Below are 13584 nucleotides of genomic sequence, written 5' to 3' on the forward strand. Positions count from 1 at the left end.
CCATTGCTTTATGGAATGCGTTCCTCAATTAAATAAAGAAAAAACAATGAAAATACAGATTAAATAAAGGAGTAATTTTAATGACGAGCGAAACGAAATCACTAAGTACAGCTTTATTGAAAAAAATCCAAACAAAAAAAGCAACAATTGGAGTGATTGGACTTGGCTATGTAGGTTTACCGTTTGCCGTGGAAATGGCTCAAAATGGATTTAAGGTAGTTGGCTTTGATAAGAATCAAGGAAAAATTAGACAATTGCAAAATGGTGAAAGTTATATTGCTGATTTACCGAGAGAAAATATAGAGCAAATGATCGAAAGTAAACATTTTGAAGCAACTAAAGATTTTTCTATGCTTTCACAAGCAGACGTTGTGATTATTTGTGTACCTACACCTACTACTCCTGATGGAACACCTAATATTTCATATATCGAAGAAGCAACGCATGCCATCGGTCAAAATATTAACGCCAATGTGCTAGTTATTCTTGAAAGTACGACTTACCCTGGGACAACAGAAGAAATGGTCCAGCCTATTTTACAAAAATATGGTTTTACTATTGGTCATGATTTGTTTTTAGCGTATTCACCAGAACGTGTTGATCCAGGAAATAGCAACTTTTCCGTGTCGAATACACCAAAAGTGATTGGGGGAATAACAGCCACATGCCTAGAATTATCAAAGATTTTTTATGAAACAGTTCTTCATACCCATGTGTGTACTGTGACAAGCCCTAGAGTGGCTGAAATGGAGAAATTACTGGAAAATACTTTTCGCCAAATTAACATAGCCCTTGTAAACGAGTTAAGTCAGATTTGCTATAAGATGAACATTGATATTTGGGAAGTTATTGATGCAGCTTCTACAAAGCCTTATGGTTTTATGACATTTACACCAGGGCCAGGAGTGGGGGGGCATTGTATTCCAGTAGATCCTAAATATCTACTATGGGCTGGGCAACAACATGGTATCTCTGCAACGTTAATTGAAGCAGCTGATAAAATCAATGACTCAATGCCCAACTTTGTAGTAGAGAGATTAAGTAATTACTTACGTATTCAAAATAAAGAGCTGTATAGAGCCAATATTGTTGTCATTGGTGTCACTTATAAACCTAATATAAACGATTCACGTGAATCACCAGCACTTCATGTTATTCAGCAACTACTAGATAAACAATGCCAATTAACGATCATTGATCCTTATATACAAACATTTTCTATCGAACAATCCCATTTCAATACGGTTGCATTAACCGCACCAATAATCCAACAAGCAGATGCAGTATTAATTTTAACGAATCATTCAACTATTGATTACTCTTTAATTGATCAACAAGCTTCTTTAATTTTTGATACACGTAATACCCATTTTTTGTTCGAAAATAAAAATTATTACAAACTATAAGGGGGAATTCATAGGAAATGAAACGACTAAAACTATGTGGTCTGCTCATCATGCTGTTCTTAGCAGGCTGTCAGTCAGCGACACAAGAAACGATTCATCCAGTTGATTCTTCTATAGAGGTCAAAAAATCTGATGGTACTAAAAGTGAATTAATTAGTCATGCCAATATTGTGGTACCAAAAGTATCGTTAACATTTAATGGCTTAGCAGATAACGACACAATGAAGTCATTATTAACGAAACTAGATGAATCGAATATGAAGGCTACCTTTTTTCTAGAGGGAATGCGTGTTGCTCAAGAGCCAGAGCTTGTGAAAGATATCTTAAAAAGGGGACATGAGGTGCAAAACGGTACATTGACATTTCCAAATGTAACATCTTTGGATTATGACCAAACGTATGAAGAAATCATGTTAACCAATCAAATTTTTGAAGAGCATTTAGGCTATACACCGAAATTTGTTCGTAGTCGTTCAGGCGATGTTACCGATAATATGCGCTTAGCAGCAAAGGCGCTTGATATGAAAGCTGTTATTGGATTATCTATTAACCCACTTGATAGAAAAATGCAAAGTGCTCAGGAGCTGATTAATTATATCAGTAAATATATTGATAGGGGCTCTATTATTCATCTCAACACATACATTAATCCTGCCATTATTGATGCTATACCATTATTAGCTCAATTAGCTAAAGAACGCGAGTATACCATTACTACTTTGAGTGATCTATTGGATAAACGTTATTTAACAAAGTCCGTGGAAGAAATTTCAGGATATGATGCTGTCAGTCCAAATGTAAATTATGAGCAAGCCAAGCCGAATTTATATTATCGAAAAGAGACAACAAAAAAGGAAATAGCTATTACTTTTGATGATTGGGCACATGAAAAAAGAGTAAAAGAAGTGTTGGATGTATTACGTCAATATAATATCAAAAGTACCTTTTTCCTAATAGGAAGTGGAGTAGAGAAGAATCCACAATTAGCGAAGATGATTGTAGAGGAAGGTCATGAGGTAGCGAGCCACTCCTATTACCATTTAGATGTTACAAAAATGACACCCGAAGAATTACAAGATGATTTAGTGAAGGCACATCAGGCATTAACCTATGCTTTACAAGAGCCCCCGCTTCTATATTTCCGACCAGCCCAAGGAATAATGGATGAGCGAACGGCCAAGATCATTACTGCTGCGGGAATTAAAACTATTGCTATGTATGATATCGCTTCTTTTGATTGGAATTTAGATTACTCAGCACAAGACATTTACGAACGGGTGATTTCTAGGGTTGGGCCCGGCAAGGTCATTGTCATGCATATCCTAGATGGAACAAATACGGTAGAAGCACTTCCACTCATTATTGAAAAACTTCTAGAAGATGGTTATAGCTTTAGCAAAATGTCTACTTGGATTGAAGAAGATTCAAATAGGGATGTGAATGAACAATGAAAACAAAAAAAGAGATCTTAACGATACCACGCTCTGACCGTCGGATTCTTTCAAATATTCCCGATCCCGAAAATGTAAGGAGCCTTGTGAATCGTCGTGGCGCCTCCTATCAGAAAGAGGAAATTGATCCGACAGATGTGAATGAAATCTATCGACTTCAACAATTAAGTTTACGCTACGAAACTCATTTTGAGGTTCATATTAAAAGGGCAAAACGCCAAGTGAACGCAGAAAAACTTTTTGCAGAGGATATTTCGGTAACGGGTATCCTCGTTTACTCTAATCAACCTCATGAATTTTTAATAAATGAAATTTTAACAATGAATTTCAACATACCGGGTGGTGCAATGCCTGAGGGCTATGAAGCCAAAGTGAAGTTAAAGGCTAAGGTTGTCCGTTATTTTACGAAAGAAGTGGATGGAGAACTACGTTATTATGCTGCCTGTGAATTTTTACAGCCTTTAAACGAATATATGACAAAAAAACGTTGGGGCATTTCTATTTTTATGGCTAGTTTATTTTTATTGGTCGTATCGATTATTGTCATGTTAATGAGAGCAGAAAGCGTGATTTACTTTAGGTTTAATAAATTTTTATATCTTTATAGTATTATTGCAGCAACATTTCTATTAAGTAGATATTTATTTGGTATTTTCTATAAAAATGTACCGATCAATCCAAAATTTGAACCAGGTGTCTCCATTATTATTCCAGTCTTTAATGAGGAAGAGTGGATTCATCGCACGATTTCTAGTTGTATCAATCAATATTACCCAGTAGATAAATTAGAAGTAATCGTTGTAGATGATTGTTCAACAGATCGTACAGAGGAAAAGGCATACGACATGATTAACCTTATTCATCAAGAGGGTGAACGATTTAAGACGAATGATCGATTAAAGTTTTATAAGCTTCCGCAAAACGGTGGGAAACGGGAAGCGTTAGTTGCGGGTGTTCATCAAGCGAAGCATGATTTAGTTGTTTTTGTGGATTCCGATAGTTTTTTAGAGCCACATGCAATCCGTAATTTAGTGCAACCTTTTCAAGATCCCAAAATGGGCGGTGTGGCTGGCCGAACAGAGGTTGAAAATAAATTTACTAATGCGCTAACTAAATTACAGACGGTTCGTTATTATATTGCCTTCCGTATCATGAAAGCAGCTGAAGCATGGTTTGATACGGTTACTTGCTTATCAGGACCACTAGCCTGTTACCGGAAAGAGCTAATTTTAAAAAATGAAACAGCATGGCTTAATCAAAAATTTCTTGGTCAGCCAGCAACTTTTGGTGATGACCGTAGTATGACAAACTATATTTTAAAAACACATCGAACAGGCTATCAGGACAATGCCATTTGTTCAACAATTGTTCCATCTGACACAAAAGTTTTTCTATCCCAGCAAATGAGATGGAAACGTTCTTGGCTTCGAGAATCATTGCGTGCATTTTTATTTATGTGGAAAAAAGAACCGTTTATGTTCCTTTTCTTCATTATTGGTTTAATTGTGCCGATTGCAGCACCAATTGTCGTTGTTTATAACTTAATTTATGTACCAGTCATGTATGGTATTTTTCCTACAACGTTTTTAATAGGTTTACTATTAATGGCCATGCTTATGAGTTTGGCTCATCTATTCTTTAGAAAAAGTAAACTATGGGGATTTGGTTTTATCTTTGTCCTCTATTATGAATTTATTTTGCTATGGCAGATGCCAGTTGCTTGGGTGACTTTTTGGAAATCTACATGGGGGACAAGGGAAACACCTCAGGATGTTCTAGCGAAGGAAAAGAAAATGGAAAAGCAAAAATTACGAAAATCCCGATTTTCGATGTTGAAAATTAGAAAAAAGGGTGAGAAGGAATGAACGGAAAAAGTGTAGAGCTTCAGCCAGCTAAAAAAAATCGTCGGAAAATCATCCGTTCGATCGCTCAATTAATTATAGTAGTATTGTTAGCTGTCATTTTAATTAAAGCTGTTTTTCTAACAGAGAAAAGGGGAGCTGAAACAGTTCCATTAAATAATAAAGAGGGTTTTATTGCCCTTTCCTATTTTGGTGTCAGTAGAAATGAATCACCTAAATATGTGTCTAAAAAGAATTTAGAAGAACAATTAACTTTGTTAGAAAAACAAGGGTATCAAACCATTACTCAAAAGGATATTTTAGACTTCTATCAGCATGATAAACTATTGCCAGAAAAAGCTTTGTATCTATCATTTGAAGATGGACGTACAGATTCTAGTATTTTTGCTCAAAATATTATGGAAAAATTAAATTATAAGGCAACGATGTTTACGTATGCCAATAAAATGGATACAACCGATAATAAATTTTTAAAGCCCAAAGATTTAAAACTGATGGAAAAAAGCGGTTATTGGGAAATGGGCTCCAATGGATATAGGTTAACCTATATTAATATTTTTAATGATAAAGGACAGTCCTTAGGCGTCATAGATGAAAATAACGTACCTAATAAAACAACAATAGAATACTATAATCATTATTTAATGGATTTTATTCGTAATCAATATATGATACCAAGTGAAACTCGACAAGAGATGGAGGCTCGTATTAAGAAGGACTACAATTTAATGCAGGATATCTATCATGAAGAGTTGGGGGAAGTCCCTAAAGCCTACGCAATTATGCATGCAAACTCACTTTATAACAATATGGATCCTCTCGTAGAAAGTGTGAATAACAAAGAAATTAAAGACAAGTTTCGTATGCATTTTAATCTAGAATTAGGAGCCTACAATGATAAAGAGGCAGATATTTATAATTTAAGCAGATTACAAGTATCACCATATTGGTCAACTAATCATGTGATGATGAAGATCAGACAGGCCAGTAGGCAAAAGATACAATTTAAGATAGGAGATCAGGAAGTAGCACAACACTGGAAAGTGATAAATGGTGCGGCAGAATATGAAAATAATGAGATTACATTAACTTCAGCTCCATCAAGTGAAGGCAGAATTCTTTTAAAGGAGGAACTGCCAGATCAATATAATGTGAATTTTGCGTTTAAAGGGAATGTGGTTGGCCAACAAGCTTTCTATGTAAATTACGATGAAAAAACAAATAGTTATTTACGAATTGTACTAGTCGATAATGAGATTGTAATAAGTGAAAAATTACCAGGCTGGGGAATTGTTGAAAAAGAACGCTTTCCATTAAATGAAATTAAGTGGAATGAAGAAGAATACGCATTTAATAAAGCAACAGTTTACACTTATCATGATACGCAAAAAGGGTCACGTATAGATGAAGAAGAGTACCCAAGAAACTTAACGGAAAAAAGAGTATTTAACATTGCTATAAATAAGGATAAAATAGAAATAGATGTAGATAATGTATTATCCAAGACCGTTCAAATAAATCCGAAATTACAAGGGGCACAGATTGGATTTGGTGCGTTGTACAGTAATAAGAACACTTCACACGAACAGTATGCAGATGATATTTACGATACATTAATTGAAGATATTTTGATTACAGATAAAAACAATCAAACTATTTTTACGAACCAATATACGAATTTCGAGAAGGTTAAGTATAAATCCACTGAGTTATTTAATCATGTCGTTGATTTCTTTATCGAGACCTTCTAAATCGGGGTGAAATTAGAGTCAAGTGAAGAACATTATGTTATTTATTTGTATTGCGCTACTATTTATTACAGCTTGTAGTAATAGTAAAGAACAGCCAGCTAAAGCAAAGGAAGAATTTAACGATAAGGAGAAGCTCCGATTATCTATTTGGTTACCAGAATGGCAAAATAAATCCGCCATGAAAGATGTAGAAAATTCTCAACTTGGATTACAAGATATACGTGTTTTTGGTGCATATTTTAATAGCAATGATGAACTATTGTTAACAGAAAATGCCGTAGATATGTTGCAAAAGACCAAGCAGCAATTTAATGATTCCCATCATGTGATCCTAACACTCATCAATGATTATGTAACAGAGAATGCTCCATCTGTTCAAAAGGATAGCACGCTTTTGCATAGATTATTGCAGGATTCCTCAGCAAGGCAAAAGCATATTGGAAATATTTTGCGGATTGTGGAACAATATCAAGTAAATGGCATTGAGATTGATTATGAAAAGGTGGCTAAAGATGACCTTCAAAACTATATACTATTTTTAGAAGAGCTTTACCAAGAGCTTTCCAAAAAGGATGTTACATTGCATGTTGTACTCGAACCACGCTTTCCATTTGATGTGAAATTGCCAGATGGACCTCACTATACAGTAATGGCCTATAATGTTCATGGTTACCACAGTGGGCCAGGTGCTAAAGCTACTTTTTCTTTTCTAGATGATTTAGTAAAAAAAATGAAGAAGTCTAATCAAGATTTAGCTATCGCCTTTGCCACTGGAGGTTTTGATTGGGTAGCTCAGGGCAAAATAGTCGCTTTAACAGAGCTTGAGGCCGAACAATTACTAGCCGATAGAAAAGCAGCTAAGCAGCGTGATCAAGCAAGTGGAGCCGTTTATTTTTCATATGTAGATGACAATAATGTCAGCCATGAAGTTTGGTATGCTGATCAAGAAACGCTAGAAAAATGGGTTACTTACGTTCAAAAGAAAAGCTATCATGACGTTGTATTATGGCGTGCAGGAGGCTTAGGAGAGAAAACAATAGAATGGATTGCTGAGCAATCAACAGAATAATAAAAAAATCGCCCAAAAGGCGATTTTTTTATTGGAATTGTGAAAGGCGAGAAAAAAAGTTTTTCACAAAGTCTAAGAAAATGATTTCTGATGGTGCAATTTCTCGATTTACGGGTGAAATAATACCAACAGTTCTAGGGATTGTAGGAGATTCAATAGGAACCTTAATGGTAAAGCGAGCTGCTGAATCATAAAGAGAACTTTCTGGTAATAGACTAACACCTATGCCAGCGGCGACTAAGCCCTTTAGTGCATCCAAATCTTCTCCCTCTGAAATGACATTTGGTAAAAAGCCTGCAGCTCTACAAGCATCCATCGCTACCTTATGCAAAATGTAACCATCTGGAAATAATACGAATAAATCATTTTTCAACTCTGCAAGCTGTATGCTTTCTCTTTTAGCTAATGGATGATTGGCTGGTAGGAGTGCGGCAATATTTTCAGTAAACAGAATGGTTGATTGAATGGATTCGTCCTTCGGGGGCAGGGGTCCCAAAAAGGCGAGGTTCAACTCCCGATTTTTGACTGCATCAATCAAAAATCGATAAGACCCTTGACGGAGTTGAAATTGTAAATCAGGATATTCGCGTTTAAAGGCTGAAATAACGGTTGGCAGAACATAGCTAGCTAAACTTGTTGGAAAGCCGATTTTAATTGAGCCCTTTGCAGGATCAAGATATTCTTCTACTTGCTTTGCTGCAAAATCGATGGCCTTTAATGCCGTAATGGTATGCTCAAGAAATGTCTTCCCTATTGGTGTTAATTTGACATTTCGTCCCACTCGTTCAAATAACGGAGTGCCTAACTCATCCTCAAGATTTGCGATTTGCCGACTAATGGCAGATTGGGCTACATGAAGATGCTCAGCAGCCTCTGAAATATGCTCACGTTCAGCAACCTCTACAAAATAGCGTAATTGACGTAACTCCACTAACATTTCACCTCTATTAATCTAAAAATAAGATTGATTATACCTTAATTATATATTATTTAAGATGAAAAATGACTGTTTATGTCAAAATAAAAATTATAAGCTGTTAGATATTTGAGAGTTCGCTATTGTAAGATGAGGAGGAGGTGGGATTCATGATAAAAAAAAGTTTAAGTTGGTTATTTATTTTATTAGCCATCACGATGCTAACTTATTTAATTTTTAACGATCAAGATACAAGCAATACTAAGTTACAGGCGGTGGATGGTCAATTAGATTTATCAGAAATAACAAAAGAGGAAGAGATTGTAGCATTGTCTGGAGAATGGCGTTTTATAGGCAATAAATTTCTTGAACCTGCTAATTTTCCTGATCATGCTCCAATTGAAAAGGTTCCTGGACCATGGCAGGCCGATTCAGAGTATGGTACTTATCAACTTAAAATTAAGCTACCACCTCATTTCAAAAAAATAGGTATTCGGGTACGAAATATTTGGTCATCTCATCGACTTTTTATAAATAATGAGATCGCTGCCTCCTATGGTAAACTTGCTACTGCTCGTGAAGCATCGAAACCAAGTAATCCTGTTTATGAAGTGTATTTTTCACCTTCTTCAGATTCGGTGATCCTAACAATACAAGTTGCAGATTTTCATAATGCAAGGCATGGCATTATATTTCCTATAGATATAGGAGATGCGGATGCTCTTGCAAAAGATGTCATTCAAGATGTGTACTTAGAAAAAACAACGATTATCATGTTATTAATATTTTCAATCTTTCATTTTAGTTTGTATTTATTAAGAATAAGAGACAAAGCGTTTTTTTATAGTGCAATGTATTTTTTTACGTTGGCAATTTTGGTATGTACAAGAGGCGAACGAACTCTTTATAGAGAGTTTCCTACTATAGAATTTGAATTTTATTTTCGTTTGCAAGATTTTATAACGTATATAAATGCAGTGATGCTATTCCTGTTCTTTGCCTATACGGTAACAGCTATGATGAAGCGTAGGACAGCTTTATTATTTGTGTCACCACTACTATTATATGGCGTTGGAACACTGCTTTTACCAGCAAGATCTTTATCAGAGCTACAATATATATTTTTTACCTATATAAATTTCCTAGCATTTTTTATAATAGGACGATTATTGTATTTGATCATGAAGAAAAGTGCTCATGTTCCGAAAAATGAACTGATAATATTAAGTGCAACAATTATATCTCTATTAATTTTTAGCATAAGTGGAACATTTGATCAGCTTTTTTTCTCTGGGCGAAATGTTTTTAATCGTATTGGTCTGCTATTCTTTGTAGTATGTATGAATATTTATTTGGCAATGCGACTAATTAATCGAACAAGAGACGCTGAATTATATAGCCAACGTCTGGAAAAGGCGACAATCGGTAAGGATTCCTTTTTAGAAGTGACAACAAATGAATTAGAACAACCTCTTTATCATGCATTAAATATTACAAAATCCTTATCAACTCAATCTATGACGGATAAGCAACAACTACTAGAACAACAATTAGAACGTTTATTATATCTAGTAAATGACTTAAAAGATTTCACTAGAATAAGGTTTCAGGATTTTAAAATAGATGTACACCCAGTTAATATTCAAATGATTATTCAGCATGTATTAATTATGCACGAAAAGAAAATAAAAAAAACGCATATTCGTTTATACAAGCACACCAATCCAAAATTATTAGTTCAAGCTGATGAGCAACGTCTAGGTCAAATCTTATACAGGGTACTTGAAACAGCTATTGCTCATGCTGGGAATGGGGATATGATTCTAACTGTTTTACATCTTGATACAGACGTAAGAATCTTGGTAGAAGGAGCTGGCCCTGAGCCTATACAGCAAAAAGCAGCAGATGAGACTGGACAGTCGATAGGGAAAGCCATCATTGAGCAGATGGGTGGTACATATTCGGTAGATTTATTACAAAATGGCATTCGATTTATCATCACCTTGCCATTCGGGGGCTATGAGCAAGTGCTAAAAGACAATGAGATGATTATCACTATGAATGATCAGCCACTGTTCAATGAAAATTTGCCAAGATTGCTCATAGTTGAGGATGATGTCATTCATGCAGAGGTTTTACAATCGTTACTACAAAGCCACTATGCTATAGAGGTAGTGCATTGTCCTGAGGAGGCACTCAACGTTATTCAGCAAAAAAGACCTGATTTTTTATTGATAGATGAAGTGATGCCTGGAATGGGAGGCATTGCCCTAACCAAATATATACGTCAGTATTATAGCTATATAGATTTACCGATTATTATGTTAGTAGCCAATGAATATCCTACGAATATTTCACTTATCCTGGAATCAGGGGCCAATGATTATATCCGTAAGCCAGCTACAAAAGAAATGTTACTTTCACGTTTATCGGCTATAGCATTAACGAAAGAGGCTATGGGCAAAGCGATACAGCATGAAATGGCTTTTCTACAGGCACAAATCAATCCTCATTTTTTATACAATGCACTCAGCAGTATTATTTCGTTTTGTTATACAGACGGAGAGCGAGCAGGGCATTTATTAACGATGCTTTCTACCTATTTACGTTATATTTTAGAATCAGGTAAGGATGGGCAACGCGCAACGTTAGAGAAAGAGCTTGAAATTATACGTGCCTATGTAGAGATTGAACAAGCACGCTTTGGTGATAAGTTAACGGTTATTTTGACAATAGAAGATACATTAGATGCTGAAAAGATAGAAATCCCAAGTTTACTGATACAGCCTTTAGTTGAAAATGCAATTCGTCATGGGATTTTTGAAAAGGATGGAAATGGGACAGTCTTTATTGAAATTAAAAGGCAGCAAAATAATTTAAGCATTCAGGTGAGGGATGATGGCGTTGGTATGACTGAGGAACAGGTAAAAGCTTTAAACAATGGAGAAAATATATTTTCAAATGGCATCGGATTTACCAATGTTCTACGTCGAGTAAAAGAAATGCCCAGTGCTACTCTTTCTATTACTTCTAAGAAAGATGAAGGTACAACAATGGTATTCATACAACCTTTAAAGGAGCTTCAACATGTGGAAAATTATTATGGTAGAAGATGAACAGCCAATTTTAGATTTGCACAAACTATTACTTGAAAAAGAGGGGCTTTTTCAAGTTATTGCCACCTTTACATCACCTTTAGAAGCAATAACTCAAATTTTGTCCATTAAGGGTGAATATGATGCGCTAATTTTAGATATTGAAATGCCAAAGATGAATGGATTAGAGCTTGCAGCTATTTTAGTAGAAGAAGGCATTGATGTCCCTATTATTTTTTCAACAGCCTATGCAAAATATGCTGTAGATGCATTTCGAGTCCAAGCACTAGACTATGTATTAAAGCCCATGACGCCAGGTATTGTACTACAAGTAAATGAAAGACTTACAAAATATTATGGGCGTCAAACACAGCGAAACACTACAAAGTTGGAAGTTAGTTTAAAAGGTGAGGTTGGAACAAGGATACATGACAAAGCTATTAAATGGCGAACAAAGGTTACGGAGGAGCTTTTTTATTATTTATTAGTCCATGAAGGAATCGTAGTATCGAAGTATCGTATTTTAGATGATATTTGGCCTAATATAGATGAGAAAAAAGCGTTAGCTAATCTTTATAATACGATTTACCGTCTACGTCAGCTTTTTATAGAGCTAGGTTTACCTATTCAAATAGAACGCGTGAATGAAGGCTATGAGCTGAAGACAAATGATGCAATTGTTATCACTTCTACCTTAGAGTCAGATGCTTTTTTACTGGAATCAAAAGGATATTTATGGGCATATCATCTAAATTAATGGAGAAATGGCAGAAATGTTGGATACAATCTACGTTTCTGTCTTTTCATTTGCCTAAAATTACTTTCTTTTGAGGAGACAATCCATTAATTTTTATAGCAAAATTTCTTTCTTCCAATATGAACTTAAATTGATTCCATTTTAATGAAATAGGTTATAGTATAGATATGTTGTTTATGCTAATTTGTCACAAAACCGCTACAATTAGCACTTTTCTCGAGGTTTTCACTATGTAGCTAGATGAAATCAATTCTCAATTAGGTGGATTTTATTGAAAATGAAGAAAGTCTATTCTCATTGTTTAGGTGAAGTAGTAATAATCTGAAAATGCTTACAAAGTCTTTATTTTTAAAGATTTTATTTAAGGAATGGGAAAGTAATTGAAATGGTTTGCATAGAGAACGATTTTCAGTTAAGATTAGAATGATGATAATTAAGGAATGGTTGACCCATTCACTGAACACTATGGAGGTATTTTCATGTCAACTTTAGTTATTAAAGATCTTCACGTTGCTATCGACGGAAAAGAGATTTTAAAAGGCGTAAATCTTACAATTAATACAAACGAAATTCACGCAATTATGGGACCAAACGGAACTGGTAAATCAACACTAGCTTCTGCTATTATGGGTCATCCAAAATATGAAGTAACTTCAGGTACTGTTGAGTTAGATGGCGAAGATGTGCTTGAAATGGAAGTAGACGAGCGTGCTCAAGCTGGTTTATTCCTAGCAATGCAATATCCATCTGAAATTGCTGGTGTTACCAATGCTGATTTCTTACGTTCAGCAATTAACGCGCGTCGTGAAGAAGGCGATGAAATTTCATTAATGAAATTTATCCGCGAATTAGATAAAAACATGGAATTCCTTGAAATGAACGAAGATATGGCTCAACGTTATTTAAATGAAGGTTTCTCTGGCGGGGAGAAAAAACGTAATGAGATTCTTCAATTAATGATGATCAAACCAACATTTGCAATCTTAGATGAAATTGACTCTGGTCTTGATATCGATGCATTGAAAGTTGTCTCAAAAGGCATCAACGCAATGCGCGGTGAAGGCTTTGGCTGCTTAATGATTACACACTATCAACGCCTATTAAACTACATTACACCAGACCATGTACACGTAATGATGCAAGGACGTGTTGTAAAATCAGGTGGTGCAGAGCTTGCACAACGCTTAGAAGCAGAAGGTTATGACTGGATTAAAAAAGAATTAGGAATCGAAGAAGAAACAGAAGAACAAGAAGCATAAGAAGGAGGACGAACTAGC

Annotated in this window: 9 protein-coding genes; 8 read left to right on the forward strand and 1 reads right to left on the reverse strand. The window is 35.2% G+C overall.

Translation table 11 applies throughout. The annotated features are described in order from the left end of the window. The first annotated feature begins 80 nt into the window (after positions 1-80). The 5 genes from ACMGGO_RS03975 to ACMGGO_RS03995 are packed head-to-tail and all read left to right on the forward strand — an operon-like array spanning position 81 to position 7539. Entirely contained in the window at positions 81-1406 is a 1326-nt protein-coding gene (locus tag ACMGGO_RS03975; RefSeq protein WP_259949638.1) for a nucleotide sugar dehydrogenase, read from the forward strand. Positions 1407-1423: 17 nt separating this feature from the next. Next, positions 1424-2857: a polysaccharide deacetylase family protein gene (locus ACMGGO_RS03980; RefSeq protein ID WP_420281620.1), complete on the forward strand. Its 1434-nt coding sequence runs from the start codon at positions 1424-1426 to the stop codon at positions 2855-2857. Next, the gene (locus ACMGGO_RS03985) at positions 2854-4722 is read left to right on the forward strand and encodes a glycosyltransferase family 2 protein (protein ID WP_279495930.1); all 1869 of its coding nucleotides are present in this window, start codon (positions 2854-2856) and stop codon (positions 4720-4722) included. Before ACMGGO_RS03980 ends, ACMGGO_RS03985 begins: the two co-directional genes overlap by 4 nt. Then, entirely contained in the window at positions 4719-6470 is a 1752-nt protein-coding gene (locus ACMGGO_RS03990; protein WP_420281621.1) for a polysaccharide deacetylase family protein, read from the forward strand. The genes ACMGGO_RS03985 and ACMGGO_RS03990 overlap by 4 nt, the downstream gene beginning before the upstream one ends. Positions 6471-6492: 22 nt before the next feature. Further along, a complete protein-coding gene (locus ACMGGO_RS03995) occupies positions 6493-7539 on the forward strand; it encodes a glycosyl hydrolase family 18 protein (protein ID WP_048394388.1) in 1047 nt (348 codons plus the stop codon). Positions 7540-7567: 28 nt separating this feature from the next. On the opposite strand, the gene ACMGGO_RS04000 is transcribed toward ACMGGO_RS03995, so the two are convergent. Beyond that, positions 7568-8470, reverse strand: coding sequence for a LysR family transcriptional regulator (locus ACMGGO_RS04000; RefSeq protein WP_048394390.1), 903 nt, complete (start codon positions 8468-8470; stop codon positions 7568-7570). A gap of 155 nt (positions 8471-8625) precedes the next feature. On the opposite strand from ACMGGO_RS04000, the gene ACMGGO_RS04005 reads away from it, so the two are divergent. The 3 genes from ACMGGO_RS04005 (at position 8626) to sufC (ending at position 13566) form a co-directional block, all read left to right on the forward strand. Beyond that, a complete protein-coding gene (locus tag ACMGGO_RS04005; RefSeq protein WP_420281622.1) occupies positions 8626-11571 on the forward strand; it encodes a histidine kinase in 2946 nt (981 codons plus the stop codon). Next, the gene (locus tag ACMGGO_RS04010) at positions 11543-12307 is read left to right on the forward strand and encodes a response regulator (protein ID WP_103118724.1); all 765 of its coding nucleotides are present in this window, start codon (positions 11543-11545) and stop codon (positions 12305-12307) included. The genes ACMGGO_RS04005 and ACMGGO_RS04010 overlap by 29 nt, the downstream gene beginning before the upstream one ends. 479 nt (positions 12308-12786) lie before the next feature. Further along, positions 12787-13566, forward strand: coding sequence for a Fe-S cluster assembly ATPase SufC (sufC, locus tag ACMGGO_RS04015; RefSeq protein ID WP_016994918.1), 780 nt, complete (start codon positions 12787-12789; stop codon positions 13564-13566). Positions 13567-13584: the final 18 nt, after the last annotated feature.

The sequence above is a fragment of the Lysinibacillus sp. BNK-21 genome (assembly GCF_048684915.1).
Taxonomy (GTDB): domain Bacteria; phylum Bacillota; class Bacilli; order Bacillales_A; family Planococcaceae; genus Lysinibacillus; species Lysinibacillus capsici.

Bases quoted from the DNA above. Each gene is read 5' to 3' on its own strand.
- ACMGGO_RS03980 (WP_420281620.1), top strand. From the start codon at position 1,424: ATGAAACGACTAAAACTATGTGGTCTGCTCATCATGCTGTTCTTAGCA.
- sufC (WP_016994918.1), top strand. From the start codon at position 12,787: ATGTCAACTTTAGTTATTAAAGATCTTCACGTTGCTATCGACGGAAAA.
- ACMGGO_RS03985 (WP_279495930.1), top strand. From the start codon at position 2,854: ATGAAAACAAAAAAAGAGATCTTAACGATACCACGCTCTGACCGTCGG.
- ACMGGO_RS03975 (WP_259949638.1), top strand. From the start codon at position 81: ATGACGAGCGAAACGAAATCACTAAGTACAGCTTTATTGAAAAAAATC.
- ACMGGO_RS04005 (WP_420281622.1), top strand. From the start codon at position 8,626: ATGATAAAAAAAAGTTTAAGTTGGTTATTTATTTTATTAGCCATCACG.
- ACMGGO_RS04010 (WP_103118724.1), top strand. From the start codon at position 11,543: ATGTGGAAAATTATTATGGTAGAAGATGAACAGCCAATTTTAGATTTG.
- ACMGGO_RS03990 (WP_420281621.1), top strand. From the start codon at position 4,719: ATGAACGGAAAAAGTGTAGAGCTTCAGCCAGCTAAAAAAAATCGTCGG.